General features: G+C 62.9%; 24 protein-coding genes. 12 read left to right on the plus strand and 12 right to left on the minus strand.

Going from position 1 to position 25,910, the window contains the following annotated elements:
- Positions 1–195 precede the first annotated feature (195 nt).
- From AC3YOG_RS07520 to AC3YOG_RS07550, 7 genes are all read left to right on the plus strand, one after another.
- The gene (locus tag AC3YOG_RS07520) at positions 196–1,359 is read left to right on the plus strand and encodes a transporter substrate-binding protein (RefSeq protein WP_489934660.1); all 1,164 of its coding nucleotides are present in this window, start codon (positions 196–198) and stop codon (positions 1,357–1,359) included.
- On the plus strand, positions 1,356–1,964 hold the full coding sequence (locus tag AC3YOG_RS07525; protein ID WP_489934661.1) for an ANTAR domain-containing response regulator: 609 nt from the start codon (positions 1,356–1,358) through the stop codon (positions 1,962–1,964). Before AC3YOG_RS07520 ends, AC3YOG_RS07525 begins: the two co-directional genes overlap by 4 nt.
- Complete coding sequence (locus tag AC3YOG_RS07530) at positions 1,942–2,856, plus strand: ABC transporter permease (RefSeq protein WP_489934662.1); 915 nt, start codon at positions 1,942–1,944, stop codon at positions 2,854–2,856. The genes AC3YOG_RS07525 and AC3YOG_RS07530 overlap by 23 nt, the downstream gene beginning before the upstream one ends.
- Positions 2,853–3,773: an ABC transporter permease gene (locus AC3YOG_RS07535; protein ID WP_127752997.1), complete on the plus strand. Its 921-nt coding sequence runs from the start codon at positions 2,853–2,855 to the stop codon at positions 3,771–3,773. Before AC3YOG_RS07530 ends, AC3YOG_RS07535 begins: the two co-directional genes overlap by 4 nt.
- Positions 3,774–3,827: 54 nt before the next feature.
- Positions 3,828–5,444, plus strand: coding sequence for an ABC transporter substrate-binding protein (locus AC3YOG_RS07540; protein WP_489934663.1), 1,617 nt, complete (start codon positions 3,828–3,830; stop codon positions 5,442–5,444).
- Positions 5,434–6,378, plus strand: a complete 945-nt coding sequence (locus AC3YOG_RS07545; protein WP_489934664.1) for an acetamidase/formamidase family protein — start codon at positions 5,434–5,436, stop codon at positions 6,376–6,378. Before AC3YOG_RS07540 ends, AC3YOG_RS07545 begins: the two co-directional genes overlap by 11 nt.
- A gap of 64 nt (positions 6,379–6,442) precedes the next feature.
- The gene (locus AC3YOG_RS07550) at positions 6,443–8,215 is read left to right on the plus strand and encodes an ABC transporter ATP-binding protein (RefSeq protein WP_489935257.1); all 1,773 of its coding nucleotides are present in this window, start codon (positions 6,443–6,445) and stop codon (positions 8,213–8,215) included.
- A gap of 9 nt (positions 8,216–8,224) precedes the next feature.
- Here AC3YOG_RS07550 and AC3YOG_RS07555 read toward each other — a convergent pair whose 3' ends face one another.
- The 4 genes from AC3YOG_RS07555 to AC3YOG_RS07570 all read right to left on the minus strand — a co-directional run bounded on the left by AC3YOG_RS07555 (position 8,225) and on the right by AC3YOG_RS07570 (position 11,008).
- The gene (locus AC3YOG_RS07555; protein ID WP_489934665.1) at positions 8,225–8,605 is read right to left on the minus strand and encodes a PLDc N-terminal domain-containing protein; all 381 of its coding nucleotides are present in this window, start codon (positions 8,603–8,605) and stop codon (positions 8,225–8,227) included.
- 133 nt (positions 8,606–8,738) lie between these two features.
- Positions 8,739–9,779 (minus strand): CobW family GTP-binding protein, encoded by a 1,041-nt coding sequence (locus AC3YOG_RS07560; protein WP_489934666.1) that lies wholly within the window; start codon positions 9,777–9,779, stop codon positions 8,739–8,741.
- Positions 9,776–10,084 carry a hypothetical protein gene (locus AC3YOG_RS07565; protein WP_489934667.1) on the minus strand — a complete coding sequence of 103 codons (309 nt, stop codon included), beginning with the start codon at positions 10,082–10,084 and terminating at the stop codon, positions 9,776–9,778. The genes AC3YOG_RS07560 and AC3YOG_RS07565 overlap by 4 nt, the downstream gene beginning before the upstream one ends.
- Positions 10,085–10,108: 24 nt before the next feature.
- Positions 10,109–11,008 (minus strand): polysaccharide deacetylase family protein, encoded by a 900-nt coding sequence (locus tag AC3YOG_RS07570; RefSeq protein WP_127752991.1) that lies wholly within the window; start codon positions 11,006–11,008, stop codon positions 10,109–10,111.
- Positions 11,009–11,223: 215 nt separating this feature from the next.
- On the opposite strand from AC3YOG_RS07570, the gene AC3YOG_RS07575 reads away from it, so the two are divergent.
- From AC3YOG_RS07575 to AC3YOG_RS07595, 5 genes are all read left to right on the plus strand, one after another.
- Entirely contained in the window at positions 11,224–12,201 is a 978-nt protein-coding gene (locus AC3YOG_RS07575) for an asparaginase (protein WP_489934668.1), read from the plus strand.
- Between the two features lie 235 nt (positions 12,202–12,436).
- Positions 12,437–13,525, plus strand: coding sequence for an efflux RND transporter periplasmic adaptor subunit (locus tag AC3YOG_RS07580; protein WP_489934669.1), 1,089 nt, complete (start codon positions 12,437–12,439; stop codon positions 13,523–13,525).
- Positions 13,526–13,529: 4 nt separating this feature from the next.
- On the plus strand, positions 13,530–14,735 hold the full coding sequence (locus AC3YOG_RS07585) for an ABC transporter permease (RefSeq protein ID WP_489934670.1): 1,206 nt from the start codon (positions 13,530–13,532) through the stop codon (positions 14,733–14,735).
- Positions 14,732–15,406: an ABC transporter ATP-binding protein gene (locus tag AC3YOG_RS07590; protein WP_489934671.1), complete on the plus strand. Its 675-nt coding sequence runs from the start codon at positions 14,732–14,734 to the stop codon at positions 15,404–15,406. The genes AC3YOG_RS07585 and AC3YOG_RS07590 overlap by 4 nt, the downstream gene beginning before the upstream one ends.
- Positions 15,407–15,678: 272 nt before the next feature.
- Complete coding sequence (locus AC3YOG_RS07595; protein ID WP_489934672.1) at positions 15,679–17,598, plus strand: FUSC family protein; 1,920 nt, start codon at positions 15,679–15,681, stop codon at positions 17,596–17,598.
- A gap of 9 nt (positions 17,599–17,607) precedes the next feature.
- On the opposite strand, the gene AC3YOG_RS07600 is transcribed toward AC3YOG_RS07595, so the two are convergent.
- The 8 genes from AC3YOG_RS07600 to AC3YOG_RS07635 all read right to left on the minus strand — a co-directional run bounded on the left by AC3YOG_RS07600 (position 17,608) and on the right by AC3YOG_RS07635 (position 25,908).
- Positions 17,608–18,840, minus strand: coding sequence for an SLC13 family permease (locus tag AC3YOG_RS07600; protein ID WP_489934673.1), 1,233 nt, complete (start codon positions 18,838–18,840; stop codon positions 17,608–17,610).
- 70 nt (positions 18,841–18,910) lie between these two features.
- Positions 18,911–20,146, minus strand: coding sequence for an ammonium transporter (locus AC3YOG_RS07605; RefSeq protein ID WP_172123258.1), 1,236 nt, complete (start codon positions 20,144–20,146; stop codon positions 18,911–18,913).
- Positions 20,147–20,197: 51 nt separating this feature from the next.
- Entirely contained in the window at positions 20,198–21,184 is a 987-nt protein-coding gene (yut, locus tag AC3YOG_RS07610) for an urea transporter (protein WP_172123257.1), read from the minus strand.
- A gap of 18 nt (positions 21,185–21,202) precedes the next feature.
- The gene (locus AC3YOG_RS07615) at positions 21,203–22,138 is read right to left on the minus strand and encodes an urease accessory protein UreD (RefSeq protein WP_489934674.1); all 936 of its coding nucleotides are present in this window, start codon (positions 22,136–22,138) and stop codon (positions 21,203–21,205) included.
- A 4-nt stretch (positions 22,139–22,142) separates the two neighbouring features.
- A complete protein-coding gene (ureG, locus tag AC3YOG_RS07620; protein ID WP_489934675.1) occupies positions 22,143–22,787 on the minus strand; it encodes an urease accessory protein UreG in 645 nt (214 codons plus the stop codon).
- A gap of 23 nt (positions 22,788–22,810) precedes the next feature.
- Entirely contained in the window at positions 22,811–23,524 is a 714-nt protein-coding gene (locus tag AC3YOG_RS07625; RefSeq protein ID WP_489934676.1) for an urease accessory protein UreF, read from the minus strand.
- A complete protein-coding gene (locus tag AC3YOG_RS07630; RefSeq protein WP_489934677.1) occupies positions 23,521–24,150 on the minus strand; it encodes an urease accessory protein UreE in 630 nt (209 codons plus the stop codon). Before AC3YOG_RS07630 ends, AC3YOG_RS07625 begins: the two co-directional genes overlap by 4 nt.
- Positions 24,151–24,189: 39 nt before the next feature.
- The gene (locus tag AC3YOG_RS07635; protein ID WP_489934678.1) at positions 24,190–25,908 is read right to left on the minus strand and encodes an urease subunit alpha; all 1,719 of its coding nucleotides are present in this window, start codon (positions 25,906–25,908) and stop codon (positions 24,190–24,192) included.
- Positions 25,909–25,910 lie beyond the last annotated feature (2 nt).

Here is a 25,910-nt window from a genome sequence, read left to right on the forward strand (position 1 = left end):
CGCTGCCGCCACAATGTGAGCACTCTGCCCAATGGTTCGGCACCGCAACTTCTTGCTCAACCCGAAGGCCGATTCTGATTGACTTGGCTCCAAGCCGGTGCTGCACTGCCAAGAACATAAGCCTTGCGGGCATTTGCGCCCCATTCGGACGACCATCTGGCCGCCGGGTGGGGCTTTTTCGTTTTGGAGCCTGGTTTGTCCGTTCTCGAACAAACTGTGACAGTTGGCCTACTGTTCTCCACCACCGGCGCCTATGCGGCGCTCGGGCGCGAAGGCCTTGCCGGGGCGCAACTCGCCGTCCAAGCGCTCAATGGCTCGGGCACGCTGCCCTTCCGCATTCTGGCCGAACATCGCGACCCCCACGGCATGACCGAGCGCTATGCCGGCATGGCGGCGGAGATCGTGGCGCTGGGGGCGCGGCACATTGTGGGTTGCACCACCTCATGGAGCCGCAAGGAAGTTATCCCCGTGCTCGAAAAGCACGACGCAACCCTTTGGTACCCCTGCCCTTACGAGGGCTTTGAGTGCAATGAACAGGTGGTCTATCTCGGCGCCTGCCCCAACCAGCACATCTTGCCGCTGCTGCAGCACATCCTGCCCCGTTTCGGCAGCAACGGCTATCTTGTGGGCTCTAACTATATCTGGGGCTGGGAAACCAACCGCATCGCCCGGGACATCATCGAGCAATCCGGCGGCTCCGTTGCAGGTGAGCGCTATGCTCCCCTCGGCGACGCTGATCTTGGTCATATCCTGCGCGACATCCGCCAGAAGCGCCCCGATTTCGTGCTCAATACGCTGATCGGGCCATCTTCCTATTCGTTCCTCGAAGCGTATCATGCCCTGGGTGAGGCCGATCCCGATTTCTCCGTGGAGAAGCGCCCGGTGGTGAGCTGCAATCTGGCCGAAGGGGAAGCGGCGCTGCTCGGCCACAAGGCCGCGGGGCTCTACACCATTGCCCCCTACTTCCAGGCCCTGCCGACATCAGCCAACCAGCATTTCCTCACTCAGCTCGACGCCACCAGCCAACCGATCTCGGCCTTCTTCGCCCAGGCCTATAGCGCCGTCCAACTGCTCGTCGCCGGCCTCGTTGCAGCGGAAACGGAGGACGGCAAATCCGTGCTCGCCTCGCTCAACCAGGCCACGGCCTCCACCCCTCTGGGGCCGCTGCAAATCTTGGCTGCCAACAACCATGCCGTTCTCACCCCTCACATCGCCCGGGTTACCGCCAGCGGCGCGCTCGCCATCATCGAGCAGCGCGACGAGCCGATCGCACCCGACCCCTATCTCGCCCATACCAGCCTCGTCGTTCCCGCCGCGGACCGAGCGCGCCCCGGCAGCAATTTGCGGGTGGTGAAATGAGAACGGCCGATCTCACCCCCAATTTCGTCGGCCAGCGCGCCGCGATCCTGCACCGCCCGCACGCCGTGGTCGACGCCATTGTGCGCCAGCTCGAACAGCTGGGCATCCGCTCGACCCTATGCTGGCCCGAACTGGCGCCCGACGCCGCCGGTGCCCCCATCGACCTGCTGTTTTTCGACGCCGACATGGGCCATGACGGGCAGTTCCCCTGGCCTGCCGGCACCGCGCCCATGCCCACCATTGCCCTCATTGGCTCGGAAGCGCCGGGACGTCTCGCCTGGGCCCTCCGGCAAGGCGCCGATGCGCATCTGCTCAAGCCGGTGGGCAGCGGCGGCATCTATGCGGCACTCGTGATCGCCACATCGGCCTTCCAGCAGCGCACCGCGCTCCAGGCCGAACTGGCAGGGCTACGCGACCAGCTCGCCGGCCGTCAGGTGGTAGCCGAAGCCACTGCCCAGCTGATGGCCGCAGGCGCGGGCACGGCCAGTGCGGCCTATGACATCCTGCGCCAGATGGCGATGAGCCAGCGCGTCACCATCGAGATCATGGCTGCCCGCTTGGTGCACCAGGAAGGGGAGCACAATGACCGACGTTCTCGCGCCTGAACTGGCACCCGGAGGCGTTCCCGCCGTGCCGGTCAAGCCCGCTTCGGTGCTGTCCCAATTGCTCCATCGCCCGCTCGCGTTGATCGGCCTCCTCATCATCACCCTCGTCGTCGCGGCCGCGGTCTTCGCCCCATTGGTCGCCCCCTATGATCCGGGCGAGCAGTTCTTCGAGGGCCTCACAATCGAAGGCGCCCCGTTGCCGCCCAATGCGCAGTTCTGGTTCGGCACGGATCTCCTCGGCCGCGATCTCCTTAGCCGGCTGATCTATGGCGCCCAGACCTCGCTCACCATCGGGGTCGTCGCCAACGGCATTGCCGTGACCATCGGGGCGCTGGTCGGGATCACCGCGGGCTATTTCCGCGGCATCGTCGGCACCGTCCTCATGCGCTTCACCGATCTGATGATGAGCTTCCCCGCCCTGCTCCTCGCCATCGTGCTCGCGGCGATCTTCCGCCCGAGCCTCTGGATCGTCGCCATCGTCATCGCCATGGTCAACTGGGTGCAGGTGGCGCGCGTCCTATACGCCGAAACCAGCTCGCTGGCCGAACGCGACTTCATCACCGCCGAACGCTCGCTTGGCGCCGGCTCGGCCCTCATCCTCTTCCGCCATATCCTGCCCCATCTCGTCTCCACCATCATCGTCTGGGCCACCCTAGGCATCTCCACCACCGTGCTGCTGGAAGCAACGCTGAGCTTTCTTGGCGTCGGGGTGCGGCCGCCCACCCCCTCCTGGGGCAACATCATCTTCGAGAACCAGAGCTACTTCGCCTCCGCGCCCTGGCTCGTTTTCATCCCCGGCTTTGCCATCATCCTCCTGGCCCTAGGCTTCAACCTTGTCGGCGATGCGCTGCGTGACATTCTCGATCCCACCTCGCGGGGGCGCCAGCCATGACCCTGTATGTGCTTCGGCGGTTGCTGCAGGCCGTGCTGATCCTTTTTGGCATCAGCCTCATCACCTATGCCCTGCTTTATCTCCTCCCCGCCGATCCCGTGCGCCAGATCGCCGGGCGCAGCGCCACCGCCGAAACAGTGGAAAGCATTCGCCAGCAATTGGGCCTCGATCGGCCCGTTTACGAGCAATACTGGCGCTATCTCACCGGTCTCCTGCAGGGCGATCTCGGCCGCTCCTATCTGCAGCGCACCGAAGTGGCCGACCTCATCGCCTCGCGCTTGCCGGCGAGCCTCCTGCTAATGGCTGGCGGCATCGTCTGCGAACTGGTGATCGGCCTCACGTTGGGCGTGCTGGCGGCAGTGCGGCGCGGTTCCGCCTTCGACAATGCCCTCATGGTGGCGTCCTTCGTCGGCGTGTCAGCACCGCAGTTCGTCGCCGGCATCCTGCTGCTTTATGTATTCGCCGTGCAGCTGGGCTGGTTCCCCATCGGCGGCTACGGCACCTTCCAGCATCTGGTGCTGCCGTCCCTGACCCTTGGGCTGCTCGGCGCCGGCTGGTACGCCCGGATGATGCGCTCCTCCATGATCGAGGTGCTGCGCCAGGATTTCATCCGCACGGCCGAAGCCAAGGGCATCAAGCGCCATCAGGTGCTGCTGCGCCACGCCGTGCCCAACGCCATCCTGCCGATCCTTGCGATGATCGGCATCGATATCGGCATCTTCATGTCCGGCATCGTCGTGGTGGAAAGCGTCTTTAGCTGGCCCGGCATCGGCCAGCTCGCCTGGCAGGCGATCCAGCGCGTCGATATCCCCATCATCATGGGTGTGACGCTGGTTTCCGCCTGCGCCATCGTCATCGGCAATCTGCTCGCCGATCTCGCCGCCCCCTTCATCGATCCCCGCATCAAGCTGCGCTGAGCGAGGATCCAAATGTCCGTTCAAACAAACGCCGTTCCAGGGAGAAACCACAAGATGCGCAAATCACTGCTGGCGGGGGTTGCCTTCGCCGTCCTTCTCGCCGCCTCACCCACAATGGCGCAGGACGCCAAGCAGGGTGGCGCCATGATCGTCACCTATCAAAACGACGTGGCGACGCTCGATCCCGCCATCGGCTATGACTGGCAGAACTGGTCCATGATCAAGTCGCTCTTTGATGGCCTAATGGATTACGAGCCGGGCACCTCGACCCTGAGCCAGGGCCTCGCGGAAAGCTATGAGCTATCGGATGACCAGCTGACCTATACCTTCAAGCTGCGCCCCGGCGTTAAATTTCACAACGGCCGTGAGATGACCGCCGATGACGTGAAATACTCCTTCGAGCGCGTCACTGCTCCCGCCACTCAGAGCCCCGGAGCCGGCTTCTTTGCCTCCATCGAGGGCTTTGATGCGATGGCTGCGGGCGAAGCGACCGAGCTTTCGGGCGTCACGGTGGTTGATCCGCTCACGGTCTCGGTCAAGCTCACCCGCCCCGACGCGACCTTTCTCCATGTCATGGCACTCAACTTCGCCTCTATCGTGCCCAAGGAGGCGGTAGAGGAATGGGGCGCCGATTTCGCCACCCACCCCGTCGGCACCGGCGCCTTCAAGCTCGCCGAGTGGACGCTGGGCCAGCGCCTCGTCTTCGAGCGCAACGCCGATTACTGGGAGCCGGGTCTGCCCAAACTCGACCAGATTACCTTCGAGGTCGGCGTCGAGCCCAGCGTTGCGCTCCTGCGCTTCCAGAACGGCGAGATCGACATGCCGGGTGACGGCATTCCGCCCGCCCAGTTCGTCCAGGTCAGCCAGAACCCCGATTATGAGGGCCTGATCGTTGAAGGCGGCCAGCTTCACACCGGCTATATCACCCTCAACGTCACCCAGCCGCTCTTTGACGATCTCAAGGTGCGCCAGGCCGTCAACATGGCGATCAACAAGGATCGCATTGTTCGTGTAATCAACGGCCGGGCCGTTCCCGCCAACCAGCCCCTGCCCCCGACCATGCCTGGCTATGCGCCGGACTATGAGGGCTATGCCTATGATCCGGAAGCGGCCAAGGCGCTGCTGGCCGAAGCCGGTCATCCCGATGGATTTGCCACAGAGCTCTTTGTCTACAACACCGATCCCAATCCGCGCATCGCCCAGGCCATCCAGCAGGATCTGGCCGCCATCGGCATCACGGCCGAGATCAGCTCCCTCGCCCAGGCCAATGTGATCGAAGCCGGCGGCAACGGCTCGGCCCCGATGATCTGGTCTGGCGGCATGGCCTGGATCGCCGACTTCCCCGATCCCTCCAACTTCTATGGCCCGATCCTGGGCTGCGCTGGCGCCGTTGAAGGCGGCTGGAACTGGTCCAAATACTGCAATGAGGACCTCGACGCCCAGGCCGTCGCCGCTGACTCCGTGACCGATCCGGCCAAGCAGGCCGAGCGCGAGCAGATGTGGCGTGACGTCTTTCTCGGCGTGATGGAGGACGCCCCCTGGGTGCCCATCTTCAACGAGCAGCGTTTCACCCTCCGCTCCGAACGCCTGGGCGGCCCCGACGCCATTTTCGTCGACCCCGTCCATATCCCCGTCCACTACGATCACGTGTTTGCCAAAGATGTGCAGTAACTGCGACTACACCATTCACCGCGCGCATCATCATTTCGGGTGGGATCGTTCGATCCCGCCCGTGCAAACGGTGGCGCCCGGTTCAACTGTTCTGTTCGAGTGCCATGACAGCGGCTCGGGTCATTTTACCCCCGACAGCACCGTGGCCGATGTCTCGACCCTGGATTTCTCCAAGGTCAATCCCGTCACCGGGCCGATCCTGGTCGCTGGCGCCCAGCCCGGCGATGCGCTCAAGATCACCATTGATGGCTTTCAGCCCTCGGGCTTTGGCTGGACGGCCAATATCCCCGGCTTTGGGCTCCTTGCCGATCAGTTCACCGATCCGGCGCTCCTGCTCTGGAAATATGATGCCGCCTCCATGAGCCCCACCTTGTATTCCGACAAGGGCAAGGTGCCGCTCAAGGCCTTCCCGGGCACGATCGGGGTGGCGCCCGCCGAGGCGGGCACTCATTCCGTGGTCCCGCCCCGCCGGGTGGGTGGCAATCTCGACATCCGCGATCTGAGCACCGGCACCGTTCTCTACCTGCCGGTCGAGGTGGAAGGGGCGCTGTTCTCGGTGGGCGACACCCATGCCGCCCAGGGCGATGGCGAAGTTTGCGGCACCGCGATCGAGAGCCAGATGAACATCTCGCTCAAGTTCGAGCTGATCAAGGGCGCCAATCTCGCCTTCCCGCGCTTCACGACGCCGGGCCCGGTCACCAGCCATCTCGACACCAAGGGCTATGAGGTCACCACCGGCATCGGACCCGACCTGATGGCCGGGGCTCGTGCCGCCGTCGGCAACATGGTCGACCTGCTCGGCAAGCTGCACGGGATCAGCGCGGAAGACGCCTATATGCTCTGCTCGGTATGTGGGGATCTGCGCATTTCCGAGATCGTCGACATGCCCAACTGGGTCGTTTCCTTCTACTTCCCCAGGATCGTCTTTGAGTGACCCCCTGCCCAGCCATCGTGGCAACCAGAACGCCCGCTCTCCCGTTCCCGGGGAGAGCCTAGCCATGGCTCCGCCGCTGCTCGCCCTGTCCGAGCTGGTGATTGAAACCGCAGGGCCCCACCCGACGCGGCTGGTGGATGGGCTCTCGTTCACCCTCGAGCGTGGCAAGACCCTCTGCATTGCCGGGGAAAGCGGGTCGGGCAAGTCGCTGACGGCATTATCGCTGATGCGCCTGCTCGGCCCCGGCCTGCGAGTCAGCAGCGGCACCGCTCTTCTCGACGGCCAGGATCTGCTTAAACTAACACCTGAACAGATCCGGCAGGTGCGTGGCCGCCGCCTCGGCATGATCTTTCAGGAGCCCATGACCTCGCTCAACCCGATCCAGACGGTCGGGCAGCAGCTGGGCGAGGCCATCAATGCCCATCAGCGCCTGAGCGCCGTCGACACCGCCCGCCGGGCGCGCGAACTGCTCGACCAGGTGCAGATTCCCGAACCCGCCCGCCGGCTAAAGCAGCATCCGTTCGAGCTCTCCGGCGGCATGCGCCAGCGCGTGATGATCGCCATGGCGCTGGCCCAAAGCCCCGACCTCATCATCGCCGACGAGCCCACCACCGCCCTCGACGTCACTGTCCAGGCGCAGATCCTTGCCCTCTTGCGCAAGCTGCAGGCCGAGACCGGCACGGCCATCATCCTCATCACCCACGATATGGGCGTCGTCGCCGAAATGGGAGACGACGTGCTGGTGATGCGCAAGGGCGTCATGGTGGAAAGCGGCACAGTGCGCCAGATCTTCTCGTCGCCCCAGGCGGACTATACCCGCGCCCTGCTTGCCGCCGTGCCGCGCCTTGGCGAGATGACCGGCACCACCGCCCCCAAGCGCGCCTCGGCTCCGGCGCCAGCTGAGAAAATGATTCAACCGGCTGGCAGAGTCGTTGAGGTAAAGGACCTCACCGTCCGCTTTGACATTCGTTCTGGCCTCTTTGGTCGCGCCGGGCAACGCGTCCACGCCGTCGAAGGCATCTCGTTCGGGCTAGATGCGGGGGAAACGCTGTCCCTTGTCGGCGAAAGCGGTTGCGGCAAGTCCACCACCGGCAAGGCTTTGGCCAATCTCGTGCCTTTCCGCGGCGACGTCGTCGTCAATGGCACCAATCTCGAGGGGCTGTCCGCCCGTGCCATGAAGCCGGTGCGCCGCGACATCCAGATGATCTTTCAGGATCCGTATGCTTCCCTCGATCCCCGGATGCGAGTTGGCGAGCTGGTGATCGAGCCGCTCCATATCCATGGGCTGGCGCAAGGCAGCGAACTCCAGGACCGCGCCGCCGAGCTGTTTGACCAGGTCGGCCTGCCGCGCGACGCCCTGCGCCGCTATCCGCATGAATTTTCGGGTGGCCAGCGCCAGCGCATCTGTATTGCCCGCGCCCTGTCGCTGCAGCCCAAGGTGATCATTGCCGACGAAAGTGTTTCGGCGCTTGATGTGTCGGTCCAGGCGCAGGTGCTGGATCTGCTGCAGGATCTGCAAATCCGGTTCGGCATCGCTTATCTTTTCATCTCGCACGACATGGCCGTCGTCGAGCAGATCAGCCATCGCGTCGCCGTCATGTATCTCGGGCGGTTCATCGAGATCGGCACGCGGGCCCAGATCTTCGAAAATCCCCAGCACGCCTATACCAGGGGCCTGCTCTCGGCGGTGCCGATCCCCGACCCCGCCCGCGAGCGGCGCCTGTACCTGCCGTTCGGCGATCTGCCCAGTCCTGTCCGCCCCCTTGGGTACGAGCCACCGCCGGTCAACTGGCGCGATGTGGGACACGGCCACCTCGTTGCCGAGGAAACGGCATGACCTGCCGGGCTAGGCCAGCGCCTTGGACTTGATGCGGCTGAACTCGTCTTCCGAGATGACGCCCGCTTCGCGCAGGGCATGGGCATCGGCGATTTCGGTGGCGGGCGAACGGCCAGCAACCGAGCGAATATAGTTCTCCGTTTCATCGCTCATGCGCTGCAGGTCCTGATTGCGGCGGATCGTCATGCCGCTGCCGCGTACCACCAGGTAGACCAGCGCCGTCAGTACTGGAAAGATCAGCAGCGCGATGACCCAGACGGCCTTGGCAAAGCCGCTGAGGTCACGGTCGCGGAAGATATCGGCGATGATCTGGAACAGCACCATCAGGTACGAGATCAGGAAAAAGCTCCAGAGGATCAGCCACAGGAACTCCCAAAAATCGGAAGACATTTGCTACCTCGCAAACACTGGTTTTGGTGCTCTCACCATTCCATCGCCGGGCTCTAGCGTCTTGCTCCAAAGCTGATCGTGCCTATTGCCGAGTTAGTGGGAACCAACAAAGAAGCGTCGATTTTCTTCGGCGCTATTGCGCCGCCTGTTCCGGCTGCGCCTCTTGCGCCGGCAAGCAGAACGCCGCGAGGGATCGCTGCATGAGGTTGCGATCCAGCCCCTCCCCGATCACCACAATCCGCGTCCGCCTGACACCATCGGGCCAGCCGGGCAGATGCAGCGGCTTGTGGATGAGGTGCTGCACGCCGTGGACGACCACCGGCGTGTCCGCCCCCTCGATGTCGATCAGCCCCTTGAGCCGCAGGATCTTGCGCCCATGGCTATGGATCAACATGGAGAGCCATAAGGCAACCCGCGGCCAGGCAATCGCCTGATCAGCTTCCAGCACAAAGGTGCCGATGGTGCCGTGCTGGCTCGCCTCGTGTCCGTGATCCTGCCCTCCATCATCGCCGAGCCAGGGTGCTACAGCTGCTACCCGGCTGGCGGGATCGTTGAGAGTATCGAGCAGCAAGGCTTGAGACGGCTTCCCCATTTCGTCGAGCACCACGACATTGGCGGCGCCGTTGATACGGGCCAGCTGCTGCCGCAGGTCAATCAATGCCGCCGCGTCCGCCAGGTCACCCTTGCTGATGATGATATGGTCCGCTACCGCCACCTGGCGCCGGGACTCCGCAAAGCCCGCAAGGTTGGCCGCCCCATTGGGCACATCCACCACGGTTATGACATTGCCCAGCCGCAGATGATATTTCAGCATCAGGTCGGCGCTGAGCGTCGCGATGATCGGCGCGGGATCGGCCAATCCCGTAGTCTCGATCACGAGCCGGCTGAACGGGCTGATCTCCCCCCGCCGCACGCGCTCGAACAGCGACAGGATGGTGTTCTTGAGATCGACCCGAATGGTGCAACAGATGCAGCCGCTTTTGAGCAGCACCACGTCATCATCAACCGACTGCACCAGCAGATGATCGATCCCCACTGCGCCGAACTCGTTGATGATGACGGCGGTGTCGGCCAGCGCCGGTTGCGCCAGCAGCCGGTTGAGCAGCGACGTCTTCCCCGCCCCCAGAAAGCCGGTGATGAGATTGGCGACCACCGGCTCCCGAACGCCGCTCATCGCCCCTTCGCCTCCAGTTGCGCCAGCACCGTCGGGTTGAGCGGATCGCAGGGCCGCCCGATCAACTTCTCGGCCTCAACCCAGACGGCGCCGAGATTGTCGACCACCGCCATCTTGCCGGTTCGGCTGCGCAGCGTATAGCGCCCCGCCCAGCTCTCGAGCTTGAGGCCGAACAGTGCCAGCACCTCGTTGGCCGCCACGGCCCGCAGGTGCCGATCGGCTGCAGGCCGGGTTGCACCCGAGGCTTCACCCGGCCCGCTGGTCCAGTGGTCGGCATGGTTGAGCACGCCGCATAACCCGCACATGCCGCCTCTCCTTTTCCCCGCCGATCAGGATTGCGGCCGCGCCGTGCCGCTCTTGGGGTAGCGCTGGGCGAAATCGGCCGCAATCTCCTCCATGGGCACGAACTTCACGCCCTCAAAGCCCTTCATGTAGTTGAACAACCGCTCATGCATCTTGAGCACATGCGGCTTGCCCGACACATCGGGATGGATGGTCAGCGGAAACACCGCATAATCATAGTTCTCGTAGACCCAGTCGAACTGGTCGCGCCACATCTCCTCGATATCCCGCGGGTTCACAAAGCCATGGCTATTGGGCGAAGCCTTGATGAACATCATCGGCGGGAGATCGTCGAGGTACCAGGATGCCGGAATCTCGATGAGGTCGGTCTCCTCGCCTTGCGTATAGGGCTTCATCCAGGTCGAGGGGTGCTGGGAATAGTCGATCTTGGTCCACTGGTCCCCCACCGTGACATAATAGGGGTGGTGGTCGTTGTGCATCAGGGAGTGGTCGTAAAGGATGCCCTTCTGCTTGAGCAGCTCGTTAGTCTTGGAGCCGAACTCCCACCAAGGCGCCACATAGCCGCGGGGCGGCTTGCCCGTCAGTTCGGTGATGAGAGCCACGCATTTGTCGAAGATCGCTTCCTCCTGCTCGGGGGTCATGGCGATCGGGTTCTCATGGCTATAGCCATGCATGCCCACTTCGTGGCCCGCATCGGCCACGGCCTTCATCTCCGCCCGGAAGGACTCGATGGAGTGGCCGGGAATGAACCAGGTGGTCTTGATGCCCCATTTCTCGAACATGCGCAGCAGGCGGGGTGCCCCGACATGGCCGGCAAAGGCGCCGCGCGAAATATCGCAAGGGCTGTCTTCGCCGCCATACGAGCCGAGCCAACCTGCAACGGCATCCACGTCGATCCCATAGGAAACGAAGATTTCCTTAGCCATGTCCTATCCTTCCCAGATGCAGTTCCAAGTGCTTCAACGGTCCAGTTGGGATGGAGTATACAGGCCAGTCTTCCCGGCGAAACAGCAAGATCGCTATGAAATTCGGGCAAAGCGCCACAAAGTTTAGGCTTTGGCAGGCGGCAAACGTTAATGCCCGGCCAGTGACAGCGGTGTATATGTTGGCTCGGCTATTTGGTGTGGAGAATGTTTGCCCGATGAGTGCGGTTTGCTTGATCACCACGGGCGGCACGATTGCGTCGCGCCGGAACGCGGCAACAGGTGATGTGACAGCAAGCATCAATGCAGCCGAACTGCGCGCCACTTTGCGTGATCCGCTGGACGGCATTCATCTGCAGGTCGACGAGTTCTGCAATGTCGGCAGCTACGCCTTTGATCTTCCGCTCGCCTTTGCGCTCGCCCAGCGCATCAATGAGCGCTTAGCCGACCCGGCCTGTGACGGCGTCGTCGTGACCCACGGCACCGACACGATGGAAGAAAGCGCTTACATGGCCGATCTGCTGCTGGCCTCGGACAAGCCGGTGGTGTTCACCGGCGCCCAGCGCGCGGCCGACCAGCCCGACACCGATGGTCCGCGCAACATCGCCGACGCCGTCCGGCTTGCCGCCGCGCCCACCGCCAGTGGTCTTGGCGCCACCATCTGCTTCGAGGGGGAGTTCCACGCGGCGCGCGACGTCACCAAGACCCACACCTCACGCGTAGACACTTTCATGTCGGGCGAACATGGCAAGCTGGGCGAAGTTGATGGTCAGCACGTCGTGGTGCAGCGGCGGCCAACGCTGCGCCGCTCCTATGCACCCACTTCGGTTGAGCCCGATATTGAGCTGATCAAGCTCACCATGGGGGCGACAGACCGATATATCCGCTATGCCGCCGACAGTGGTTGCAAGGCCATCATCCTCGAAGGCTTTGGTGTCGGTAATGCGACCCCCGCCATCGCCGAGGCCGCCGCGCAGATCGTTGCAGAAGGAACGCCGGTGATCCTTACCTCGCGTTGTCCCCGCGGACGGGTGAAGCCGGTCTACGGCAATGGCGGGGGCAAGGATTTGTTTGATGCCGGCGTGATCTTTGCAGGCGACCTCAACGGCGTCAAAGCCCGCATCCTCGCCTCGGTCCTGCTCGGCACAGGGGCCGGGGTCGACCTGCGCAGCGAGATGGAATTTGTTGGCGGCTAGATCGGCCGCACGGGTCCCGGACCGATGTGATCTCGCGCGCTCGCGACCCGGCATCACCGTAACGAGCGCCGGCAAACTCGCCCGCCAATGCAACTAACTGATGGCGGGCACCGTAGCTCTGCAAGCCTCGTGTGATCTCAGGTCGGGGCTTTCCGTCCAGGTTGCGCCTGCCTAATTCGCCGCAGCAGAACAATGTGGTAACGCATTGGACTTCCAATATCAGTTGAGACCATAAATGGCTGCCCCGACCCCAGCAGACAAGCCTGATCGCAAGCGCCGCTGGTCCTGGTGGCAGGTGCTCCTCGTCGTCGCGGTGCTCGCAGTTGGCCTCTATGCGGCTCTCGCGCGTCCCTGGGAGCCAAAGCCCGCCCCAGTCGCGGTAGAAAACCTCGCCATGGGGCCGTTCTCCCAGGTGCTGGCCGTCAATGGGCGTGTCGTGGCGCGCGAAACGGTCACCGTGCGCTCGGCAGTGTCTGCCTTGGCGGTTGAGGTTCTGGCCAGTGAAGGCGATCTGGTGGCGGCCGGCGATGTCTTGGTGCAACTCGAGACCAGCCAGCCCCAAACCCTTGTGGGCCAGGCGCAGGCGGCGCTTGATGCGGGGATGGTCAGCCAGGCCCAGGCCAAAGCCAATGCAGATCGGGCGATTGCCTTGGGCGAAAATGCTACCCGCTCAGCCCGCGAGGACGCCGAACTGGCGCTTTCGGCCGCGACCAATGAGGTCGCCCGCCTCCAGGCAGCGCTGGAACAGGCGCAAAGTCAGCTCAAGCAATACACGATCGTCGCCCCGCTAACGGGCACGGTGCTGGATCGCAATGTGGATCGGGGCCAATTGGTTGATCCCCAAACCGAGCTGTTCATCATCGCCGATATCGCCGACTTGCAGGTGGAAACCGATATCGACGAGCTCTACTCCTCCCGGATCAGAAGCGGGCTCAAGGCACTGCTCAAACCCGTGGGCGACTCCGTGCCCCGGCATGGCAGTGTCGTCTTTGCCTCCCCAACCGTTGACCCGGCGACCGGCGGCCGTCCAATCAAGCTCGCATTCGACCAACCGGTGGAGTTGCCGGTGGGCCTGACCATCAACGCCAACATCATCGTGTCGGAAACCGATGCCGCCCTGACCGTTCCCCGCGGCGCCATTGTGACCGAAGGCACCGACAGCCATGTGCTGGTGTTGGAAGATGGCGTCGCAATGGTGCGCCCGATCGAGTTTTCCGATTGGCCCGCCCAACGGGTCATCGTCACCGCCGGTCTCCATGAAGGGGATCAGGTGATCCTCGATCCCGCTGCGGTGCAACCCGGTCAAAGCGTAATCGCGGAGTAGTGCCATGCTTTATGGCCTCAAGATCGCCCTGCGCTACCTGACGGCCAGCAAGGCACAAACCAGCCTCTTGATTGCCGGCGTTGCGGTCGGGGTCTTTGTCTTCATTTTCATGAGCGCCCTGATTGGCGGGCTCGCTGTCTTTCTGGTGCAGCGCACTGTCGGTGACATCGCCCATGTCACCATCGAAGCGCCCGACAGGAACCCGGCCCTGCTGGTTCCCGAGGTCGCCGGGCCATTGGTGGTGGAGCAGCGTGCCACCAGCCAGCGCGCGCAATTGCGCACCGCCGACGCGTTCCTGCCCACCATCGAGGCTATGCCCGGCATCACCGCGACGTCCCAACAGATCGTAGGCAACGGCTTCCTTGTGCGCGGCCTCATCACCGCTCCTGTCAGCGTGGTCGGGGTCGAAGCCAACAAGGTTTCGGCAATTGCCGATATCGGGGGCGCGCTGATCGAGGGCAGCACCGATCTGACCAATACTGGCATCATCATCGGCAGCATGCTGGCCGATGATCTCGGCATCGGCATCGGCCAGGTGGTGCGGCTTGAATCCGAGCGCGGCGTCGAGCGGCCGCTGGTGATCAGCGGCATTTTCGAGTTGGGCGTTGAAAGCCTCGACCGCCGAACAGCAATTATTGGCCTTTCCACCGCCCGGACCCTCTTTGAGCTGCCGCAGGGGATATCGCGCATCGAAGTCAAGCTAGACGATCTCAACCAAGCCAATGCCTATGCTGCCCGGATCGCCGCCGAGACTGGCCTAAAGGCGACCCCTTGGACGCAAGGCAATGCTCAATTGCTCGACGGGCTTCGGGCGCAAGCCAGTTCGGGCAATCTCATCAAGGCTTTCGCCTTGATCACCATCGTTATTGGCGTGGCCAGCGCATTGCTGCTCTCGACTTATCGGCGCCGGCCCGAGATCGGCATTATGCGGGCGATGGGTGCCAGCCGAGGTTTCGTCATCTTCGTCTTCGTCACCCAGGGCGCGCTGATCGGCATACTGGGCGGGTTGATTGGAGCGGGGCTTGGCTATGCCGTGCTGTCGCCCTTCCCCGTGCCTGAACTCGCGCCTCCCGGCGGTTTGCCGGTGGATGTGCGCCAGGGTGCCTATAGCCTTGCGATTGCCCTAACCGCCATTGGCGCCATCGTCGCTTCGATCCTGCCAGCCCGCGCCGCCGCCCGGGTCGATCCTGTCTCGGTGATCGGCCAATGAGTGCGCTCCTGGAAGTTCGGGATCTGGTCAAGACCTATGGCGAAGGCGAGGCCGCAACCCGGGTGCTCAAGGGTGTCAATCTGCAACTGGAAACCGGCGAGTTGTCGGCGCTGCTCGGCCCATCCGGCTCCGGCAAGAGCACGCTCCTCACCATCCTTGGCACCCTGATGCAGCCCACTTCCGGGCAACACGAAATGCTCGGTGAGGATCTCACCATCGCCAGCGATCGGGACCTCACCGAGTTCCGCAACCGCCATATCGGTTTTGTCTTCCAGTTCCACCACCTGCTGCCCGACTTCACCGCCCTCGAGAACGTCATCTTCCCCGCCGCGGTGCAGGCTGGACGAGAGACGGTCGCTGCCCGCCAGCGCGGCCGGGACCTGCTGGTTCGAGTGGGGCTCGAGAGCCGCATGGATTTCCTCGCCACCAAGCTGTCGGGCGGGCAAAAGCAGCGTGTCGCCATCGCCCGCGCCCTCATGAACCAGCCAGAACTGGTTCTTGCCGACGAGCCGACGGGCAATCTCGACCGGGAGTCCGCCATGCAGGTCATGGAGTTGATCCGCGAAATCAACGAAAAGGAGCAGACCACCTTCCTGATTTCCACCCATGACGAAAACATCGCCGAGCTCTGCAAGCGGCGCATCCGCGTGTTGGACGGACGAGTGGAATAGCCGCCGGTTGGCTCAAACTTGAATCGAGCTTCTCGCCAATCACGCCGCTGATTACCCGCACACCATAAGTGTCTATTGAGCCCAGTAGGGAAGACTCCGTTCGATCTCGGCTGCCTGCTTGCCAACAAATAGACCCGGAGCATAATTAGCCGCACGACTGGCAGAACCGGATAACTGCTCGTGACCGGTGGCGCGTCCGAACCGGTATGGTGCCGCCCCCCGGTTCACCATCGATCAACGGGTGGCTCCTTACCTGGATCGGCACCAATGCCATGGACCCGCTTGCCAAGCTGAAATTGTATCTCGTTTCGTCGGATCCCGGGCATGTGGGACTTCGCATGGGCGTGCGCGTCATGCTGACCGTCGCTGCAGTCTGCCTCGCCCTTTTCGTTTTGGGTCGCTGGGTCCCCATGAACGCGCCCTCCTATGTGCTTGGCATGATCACGGCGATCCAGGGGGCCGCCCAAATCAATGATCCCACAATTGGGGAACGTGCCGTAACCCGGGTCTATGCTGCGCTGGGCGGTTTCATCGCCATTGCCGGCATATCGCTGGTCGAGAGCTCCTTGGTTCTGGTCGACCTCTGGCTCCTGATCGTGATCTTCGTTGCCACCTATTCGCGCCGCTTTGGTCCCCGCTGGCAGGCGGTTGGCGTGTTTACCTTCATGTGCGGGGTGGTCGGCGCATTCCTCAGGGCTCCGGAACGCGATCTGGTGGAGATCGCCCTTGCCCTGCTTGTTTCCGGCGTGGTTGCGCATCTCGTGCGCAACTATGTCGTGCCGGAAAGGCCATCGCGTGACTTCCGCCGCGTCGTTGCTGGTACCCTTTCGCTATCTCAGCAGCTGCGGCAGCTAATCGGGGCGGTCAGCGCTACACAGAAGGACATGCGCTGGAACGATGCCCTGCTGATCGCGGGTTGGCTGCGCAGCGACATTCGCATGTGCCAGAACTACTTGCCCTTGAAGATGGAAGGGCCCCACTCCGAGCGGAACTCGGACATCGTGCTGCGGCTGTTGGATTTGCAGCTGGCGACCGAGACGGCGCTGGACGCGTCCTCGGCCAGCGCCTTGCGCCGACCGGAAGCGGATCCGGGGAGTGTCAAGCGCGAGCTGGACGAGATGCAGGAGGCCGAGCAGCGGTTGCATGACGCCGTTGCCCAGTTGCCGGCTTCCTTCCCCGAGGGCGCGAGTTCGGTTCCGCGCATGCCCCCGGCCAAACCGCTGCCGGCGCGGGGCGAATGGCTCAACGACGCGCAGTTTCGCCTCGCCATCCAGGTGACGCTAGCCTGTGCGATCGCCATGGTGGGCGGACGACTAATCTCCTCGGACCGCTGGTTCTGGGCAGTCATGGCCGCATTCCTGATCTTCATGAACACCCAATCGGCGGGCGCCGTGGCAGTCCGGGGCATGAGCCGGGCCATGGGCACTCTCGCCGGCATAGTTCTGGGTATCGGCCTCGCTACGCTCGTCCGGGGCGATCTCTACCTTACCATTCCCTTGGTCGGCATCTCCATTTTCGGTGCGTTCTATCTGGCGCGGATATCCTATGTGGGGATGAATATCTGCATCAACGTGGCGATTTCGCTCATCTACGGCCTGGTGGGCATCTTCAAGCCCGAACTCCTCGTCCTTCGTTTGGAAGAAACCGCGATCGGCGCGGCGGCGGGGATTTTTGCGGCGCTGGCTGTGCTGCCGGTCCGAACGGCCAGTACGGCGGATCGAGCGATGAACCGCCTTTATCTGTCCCTCAAGCAGCTCACGGCGGCGATCATCAACATAGGGGCGGGCCAGCAAAATCAGTCCATGACCGCCGCCGCCGGCGCCGTCGACAAAGCCTTCGCCGATGTGGTGAAAGCCTATGATCCCATGCGCAGTTTCTGGGCCATGGGCACGGCTGAAGCCAAGACCCACAATCCTTTGAGGCGAGCCTATCTTCTCGCGCATGCGGCGCATCTGCTCGAGCACAGCTTCCGCCAAACCCGACCCACTGACACAGAACTCCAGGAGCTTGCGGCGATACAGGACCGCTTGGCGATCATTGCGGGCGAAGGCACCGCCGCCGATCTGCCCGCCTCGGCCGCTGACGACAGCCTCAAGGAGCACGAGACCGAGCTCGCCATTGCTGACGAGCCAGTCAGGTATGCCCTCGAGATCATGTCCGAGATCCTGCGGCAGGTCGAAGCTGGCGAGTGATAAGGTCCGTCAAACAATCAGTAACCAAATCGCGGCCATGGCCATGGTCAGCACGGTGACGATCGCACCCGCCTTGGAAAACTCGGCAAAAGAAATCGTGAAGCCATAATCCTTGGCGCGCTCCACCATGATGATGCCCGCCAGACTCCCGAACACCACGAGATTGCTCGAGAAGTGCGTGCCCAACGACAGCGCAGCCCCGTATTGTGCGTTCCCCTCTGAATGCAGGTAAGGCACCAGCATCATCACGGCTGGGTTGTTTCCCACAATGTTGCTGACAATGCTGCTCACCCAGAACAGGGTGAAAGGCTGGTCCAGATCGATGCCGCCATGAGCCAGCTGCGCGAGCAATCTCTGGGGGAGCCCAGTGGCCGACACCGCGGCATTGACGACAAACAGGCCCATGATCAGCAAGAGCAGGTCGCCATCGACCTCCTTGAGCATGTCCCGGGAGGAAACGCGCCGGCTCAGCAGGAGCAAACCGGCAGCGGTTAACGCGATCAGTTCACGTGGCCATGGACTGAAGATGAAGGCGATCACCACGGCCAGCGCCACCAACACGGCCTTCGCCGTTTCTCCCACCGAGAACGGCGTGCTGGCAAGCTCGTCCACCGGCCGCTTCTTGTCGGCGGACGGAGTGAGTTGCCAGCGGCCGCGATAAAGCCAACTCACGACGATCCAGATGATCGGCAATGACAAGAGCGCAGGGACCGCAGTGATCTCAGACACGCCGGCGAATGACAGGTTCAGCTTCTGGGCGGCGATCATGTTCTGGGGGCTGCCAATGATCGTGCCGGACGCGCCGGCATTGGCCGCAAAACAGAAGCCCAGCAGAAAGGGTATCGGATTAAGCTTGCGGCTGAGGGTGATGGACATCAGCAGCGGTGTCATGGCGACGGCCACCACGTCATTGGTCAGGAATGCCGCGAGCAGCCCTCCCACCACGATGAGGATCGCCAGCAAGGCCCGCGGCGACACAGACGCGGCGGCAACTTTCCGCGCCGTCCAGCCGTAAAAGCCGGAGACCACGAAGGCGGCGGAAACCACCATGAGGCCAAAGAGCATGCCGATGCTGGAATAATCGATGGAGTCCCAAGCCGCCTTCGGGTCGATACTGCCGGCGGTCATCATGGCGAGCGCACCGATGATAGCCGCGCCAGTTCGATCCACCTTGAGGCCCGGCAGGCCCCCTAGTGCCATGGCCAGGTAGACCAGAAGGAAGATCAGGATCGTGAGGTCCATGGCCGTCTGGGTCCATCTAACCGGAGTTGAGCCTGCTGCCGAGCGACTGCCCGGCAGCGCTTGGCGCCGCCTAGTTGTCCGTGCCCGATTTGATGTTCCACAGGCTGTAAGCCTGCTCGCCGTAGAGCTGTTCATCCAGCCCTTGCCGTTGCACCTCTTCTGGCACACGCAGCTTGCCGAAGCGGTCGATCAGGCGGAGGATGATGCTGGTGACCACGGCCGCATAGATCACGACAATCAGGATGCCCAAGGCCTGAACCAGCAGTTGGCGCGGTCCGGCCGAAACGGCATTGATGTGAGGGCTCGCGAGCAGCCCGATCAGAAGCGAGCCGGTGATGCCGCCCACGCCATGCGCCCGGAAAACTTCCAGTGTGTCGTCGACCTTGAGCCAGGACTGGATGTATTTGGCGAAGTAGCAGGCCGTGGCGCCAATGGCCCCGATCGCCAGCGCCGCCATTGGCTCCACATAGCCTGAAGCGGGCGTTATAGTGGCCAAACCGGTGACGGCACCAACCAGAATGCCCGAAAAGGTCGGGTGCCCGGTCTCGCGCCATTCCCAGAACATCCACACCAGCATCGCAACAGAGCCTGCGAGCATTGTGTTGGTGAAGGCATAGGCCGCGAGCGCGTCGGCGCCATAGGCTCCCCCGGCATTGAAGCCGAACCAGCCAAACCAAAGAAGACCGGCACCAAGGGCAACGAGTGGCAGGTTGGCCGGAGCTGATTCTACCCCAGCCGTGGCGCGCTTGCCCAGGTAGCGGGCTGTGACCAGCGCCGATACGCCGGCCGAGGCATGGATCACGATACCGCCGGCAAAGTCGACGACACCCAGGCGGGACAGGAACCCGCCGCCCCAAATCCAATGCGCAACCGGGAGATAGACGATGATGGTCCACAGCGCGATAAACCAGAGATAGGCGCCGAACCGGATCCGTCCGACAAAAGCCCCTGTCATCAAAGCTGGCGTGATAATGGCAAACATCATCTGGTAGCCAAAGACCAGGATGAATGGCACATCGCCGGCATAGTTGGCGTTGGGCTCCACCCCCACATTGAACATGCCGAAAAAGCTGCCGATATTGCCGATCATTCCCCCAAGGGAAGGCCCGAAAGCGAGGCTGAAGCCGCCAAACACCCAGATGATCCCCACGACCCCGATGCAGATGAAGTTCTGGATCATGATGGAGAGAACGTCGCGTTCCCGCACCAGCCCGCCGTAAAACAGTGCCAGGGCCGGCGTCATCATCATGACAAGGGCAGTGCAGATGAGCACAAAGGCGGTATCACCCGGGTTGATGGCACTCATGGCTGTCTCCGCCCTCGCATTGATCGTTATGAACTAGCACCCCCCCGATGCTCACGACTTGTCATCTATCAAGAAGTGCGCTTGCACGGGCTTGTGCGGATGCGGCGTTGCGCGGCTTCTGGGCGCAATGAACAGATAAAGGGCGAGGACATAGGGTGCCGTGTAGGACGGCAACCCGGTAGGCGCCATGATGACGTCGAAGGCGGCCTGCAAGAACACAGTGGCGATCGTCGCGAGGACCGCATAGGCCGCCACCGGACCCGAGGGCTTGAGGAACACCGTGCCAATGGCAATGGCGGTCAGCACCGGGCTGAAACCATAAAGCCCCTGCGACACCACCGACGGGTCCGCTCGCATCATGATGGCGGTGGCGAGCGCGATCAGCGACCCGGCAATAGCCGCGATCCCGGCAGGTCGCGAGGCAATGAAAATCCCGACCAGGATAATGACGCCGCTCACCCAGCTGCCGAGCAGATAAACCTGCCCAATATTGCGGAAGAAGATCTCGCCGAACTCGAGGGCGCCGGGGATGGCGGCGGCGCCCGAGGCATAATCGGTCGCAAGCTTTGGCGTCTCCCCCACCACGTGAAGCGAGCCGAAACTATAGGCTCCAGCGAGCAACAGCCACGCCGTCAGCACGAACGGACCCGTCGAGCCTGGAATGCCCCAGCTCCTCGTGAGCGTGGCGCTGAAGGCACTGGTCACCACGGTGCTGATCGCCGCACCGACAATGATGTAGAACCAGAGTTCTGGTGACACAGCGATAAAGGTTGGCAGCGCCACGCCGACCAGGATGCCGTTGAAGCCGAACAAGCCCGAGCGGTAGGAATCGGGGTCCGCCTCGAGCACCTTGGCCATGGCGGTCGCAACAACCACGCCCAGAACGGCGCCCGCCGTGATTGCCCATTGCCCCGTGTCGTAAGAGGCGTACGCGATCGCGATGAAGAACAGCGCTCCGGTGAGGGCATTCTCCATGAAGAACACCTGGCCCGCCCCTTTGAGGCAGACCAACCCGAAATTATCCTTGCTGATGCTCATGGCCGAAGCCCTCCACCCTCACCGCCACAGGAACTGTTCAGGTAGGGTCCGGCCGCGCGCTTCCTCTCGGACGACGCGCCAGAACCTCCGGACCTCTGCCCTCACGTCGTAGCTTTCCACGCCAACTGCTCGAAACATCAGGCCAGCCGCATTGGGCAGCATGGAAACGCCGGACATGGCCCGGGGGGCATCGGCTGTGGCGTTCACCTCCACCCGCTCCCGAATCCGGGCTGCCGTTTCCCTTGGCGTAAGACACACCACATTGGCAAAGGCGTCATAGCCGGCGCTTACGGCGGCAAGATCGAGGGTGTCGTTGTCTTTCTCGATCAGCAGCTTCTCGGTGAAGATCAGCTTGCCGCCGGGCCGCCTGGCGCAGACCTGCATGGAGAGCAGGTCGAGACCGAACCGCTCCGACGCATGATGGTGCTTGCGGCCGGTCATCAGCATCTCGCCGTAAAGCAGGGTCGCGCTTTCGTCGATTACGATGTCGGTCTGGTTGATGAAGCGGGAGTCTCGATAGGGGATGGTGAAATCGGGCAGATATTCCAGATAGCTGTCCGGCGCGAGGCTGATCTGCTGGTGTTGCGAGGCGTAGTTTGCGTCCATCCGGTGGATCCGGTTCGCCCCCTGGGAGGTGACATGGGCACAGGCGCCCTCCTCCACCTCGATGGTGATGCGGTAACGGTCGCCCTGCAGAATACCGCCGCCGATCGAGATGATCGAGCAGATCGGCAACTCCGGCATGGCTTCATCCCAGTAGAGGGCCTGCTGCACCAGCAGCGGCGCCACCCGGTAGAGATCATGGAGAACCGAACGCCCGTTTCGGGCCGAAAAGCCCAGCCGCAGTTCCCCGACTTTCCCCGGGCCCGCAGCCCGCATCTGCGCCGGCTCGGATCGGAACCCATCCAGTTCCCGAGCCGTGTCCAGCCGCGCCAGTGCTTGGTGCAGGCCCATAGCCCTACCCCGCCGCAGCCATTGGCGTCGGTTTGACGTCGAACAGGGCCATGTCCATGATCAGGTCCATAAGCCCATCCACGCCTTCCCCGGTCTTGCAGTTGGTAAAGACAAAGGGCTTGCTGCCCCGCATGAGCTTGGAGTCGCGGTCCATGACCTCAAGGCTCGCGCCCACATAGGGGGCGAGATCGGTCTTGTTGATCACGAGGATATCGGACTGGCACACGCCGGCGCCGTTCTTGCGCGGGATCTTGTCCCCGGCCGCCACGTCGATGACATAGATGTAGAAGTCCGCCAGCGCCGGGCTGAACGTCAGGGTCAGGTTGTCGCCGCCCGATTCAATCAACACGACATCACTATCGGGATAACGTTCTTCCAGATCCTCAACCGCCGCTATGTTCATCGAGGGGTCCTCGCGGACCGCCGTATGCGGGCAGGCGCCAGTTTCGACGCCCACGATCTTCTCCTCGATCAAGATTCCGTTAAGGGTCCGCCGAACCTGCTTGGCGTCCTCGGTGGTCACCACATCGTTGGTGATGATCAACGGCCTGACGCCCATTTCGATTAGCCGGGGCGTTATAGTCTCGATGACGGCCGTCTTGCCCGAGCCGACAGGGCCACCAATGCCGATGCGCGTGATCTTCTTCATATCGCGTTCCTTGGTAGGGCAGTTCAGTTCATGAACAGCCGGAGATGCGTTCTGGTATGATGGGCGACGATGACGTCGTAGACGGGCGCAAAGCTCGACATCTCGTCGAGCTCAAGCGCCTGGATTGCCTGGTAGTGCCGCTCAACTGACCCCTGCGCGGCAAACAGCGTTGTTTGCGTCGTCAGATGGTCGATCCGCATGAGCCGCAGCGCGGCATTCAGGATCATCGATGACAAGCCGTATTGATGCAGGGTGAATGCCTCGGCTTCATTCACGCCCATGCCGGCAAGGCCGATGGCCTGCGCGACGGGGAAGCAGCCCGGTGTTTCGCGCCGGTTGATGTCCTCGAGCCAACGCTGAAGCAGCGGCACATGCGTGATCGCCAGCGTCAGCTCGGCGAACTTCTTGCCCATTCGAGCCAGCATCAATTGCTGCTCTTCACCGACCCGGCGCGCCCAAAGCTCCTCGTCGGTTTGGCGCAACTTCTCGTAGTCACCAGCAAGGGCTGCGCGATGAGCGTGGAGCAGCGCCACGCCGTCGGTATGGGCGGCCTGACGCAGGATGACGTCGAGGTAACTCTTTAGGCTCGCCGCGTCCGCAACGATCTCCAGCTGCAGTGCGGATTCAAGCCCCTGCGAGAATGCGAACGCGCCTACCGGCAAAGTGGAGTCAGCAAATTGCAGGAGACGAGCGAGCCGGCCCATATCCGAAGCGAACCAGTTGGCGCCCGCGTTCATAGAAGCACGCCATGGTCATGCTTGTGGTCGTGCCCCTGCTTGTGGTCGTGTCCGTGGTCATGCTTGTGATCATGGTCATGGTCATGTTCGTGGTGCCGGTGCGGTGATGCGTCGGCTCCGGCGAACAGCAATCTCGCCTCGTTGGCATCGAGACGCGCCGCCACCATTTCTCCCGGTTCGAACCGCATTGTCGCGTGCCGGAAGGCATGCGTCCTCATGACGGAGGACATGACCTTCCGGTCCACCGACATGGGCACGTAAATGGTTGTGCCCTTGATGACCGCGGGCCAATGCTGGTTGCCCAGCCCGTGCCCCAGGTCGAACCCGATGCTCAGTATCTCGGAGGCGGGCATCCCCTCGAGGTCATCCATTTCGATGACCATCACTTCTTTCATGGCAATCGCAGCAACCACGATCCGGTGTGTATCGGGATCGTGATAGAGCACGTCTCCGTCGTGCAGATGCTGGGACCGGGGCAGTGAAATGGCCAGTTCCAGCCCACTCTCAGTGCGCTTACGCAGCCGGCTCTTGGGCGCCTCCCATTGTTCGAGCACCAGTTGCTCGACCTCGGCCCCCTCCCAGGTCCGGTCCTTGATATTGCCAAGCGTCTTTTCGATCAGGATCATTGTTCCCTCCACTTCATCCCCAAACAAGCTGGCGCCGCGTCAACTGAAGAAGTGCAGCTGCGCCAGCGGCAGGCTCGTGGCGGGCTCGATGGTCGCGTGCACGCCATCCACCGTCACCGCATAGGTTTCCGGGTTCACCTCGATCACGGGCAAAGCACTGTTGCGAACCATGTGCGCCTTGCCGATGGTCCGGGTGGCGTAGACCGGCACCACGTTGGACTTGAGCTCGTAGCGATCCACGATCCCATCATTGAAAGCGGCGTTCGAGGTGAAGGTGACGCGGGATTTCGGCAGCGCCGATCCTTGCCCGCCAAACATCGGCCGGTAACTCACCGGCTGGGGCGTGGGCAGCGAGGCATTGGGATCACCCATCAGCCCCCAGGAAATGAAGCCGCCCTTGATTACCATCTTGGGCTTGGCGCCAAAGAAGGCTGGCTCCCACAGCACCAGGTCCGCCATCTTGCCCACTTCAACCGAGCCGATCACCTTGCTGACGCCCTGGGCGATGGCGGGATTGATGGTCACCTTGGCGACAAACCGCAGCACGCGCTCGTTGTCATTGTTGGAGCTGTCGCCCGAATAAGGGCCACGCCGCTGCTTCATCAGATGGGCGGTTTGGACCGTGCGCATCCAGCACTCGCCAACGCGGCCCATGGCCTGGCTGTCGCTCGAGATGATGGAGATAGCGCCAAGATCATGCAGGACGTTTTCCGCCGCGATGGTCTCGGGCCGTACCCGGCTTTCGGCGAAGGCCACATCCGTCGGGATTTTCGGACTGAGGTTGTGGCAGATCATCGTCATATCAAACAGTTCCGCCTGCGAGTTGATCCCGTATGGCAGGGTCGGATTGGTGGAACTGGGCAGCACATTGGGCTGGCCCGCAACGCGGATGATGTCGGGGGCGTGGCCACCGCCGGCGCCTTCGGTGTGATAGGTGTGGATCGTGCGTCCCTCGAAGGCAGCGATCGTGTTCTCGACGAACCCGCCTTCGTTGAGCGTATCGGTATGGATGCAAACCTGCACGTCCATCCGGTCCGCAACCGTCAGCGCCATCCGGATCGCGGCAGCCGTACTGCCCCAGTCCTCGTGGATCTTGAAACCCATGGCTCCGGCCCGAATCTGCTCTTCGAGCGGTGCCGGCGAGGAGCAGTTGCCCTTGCCCAAGACCCCGGCATTGACCGGCCAGGCATCAAAGGAGCGCAGCATCATCTCGATGTTCCAGGTGCCGGGCGTGATGGTGGTACCATTGGTGCCGTCCGTCGGTCCGACGCCGCCGCCAAAGAGCGTGGTGATGCCGTTGCTGAGGGCTGCTTGCGCCTGCTGGGGCGAAATGAAGTGCACATGCGCGTCAATGCCACCCGCTGTCAGGATCAGGTGCTCGCCCGAAATGGCGTCGCATCCTGGCCCCAGCGCCAAGCCGGGTGTGACCCCGGACATGACGGAAGGGTTGCCCGCCTTGCCGATGCCGCAGACCACGCCGTTCTTGATGCCAACATCAGCTTTGATGATGCCCTGGATGGCATCAATGATGGTCACATTGGTGATGACCAGGTCCGGTGAGCCGGCGGCGCTTGTGAGCTCGTTGTCAAAACCCATGCCGTCGCGCAAGGTCTTGCCACCGCCATATACGGCTTCCTCGCCATATACCCGCAGGTCCTTCTCGACCTCGACGTATAGGTCGGTGTCGCCGAGACGGATTTTATCGCCAGTGGTCGGACCATAAAGGTCCGAATATTGCCGCCTTGAGATCTTCGCCATGG

The organism is Devosia sp. Z6_126 (assembly GCF_058133495.1).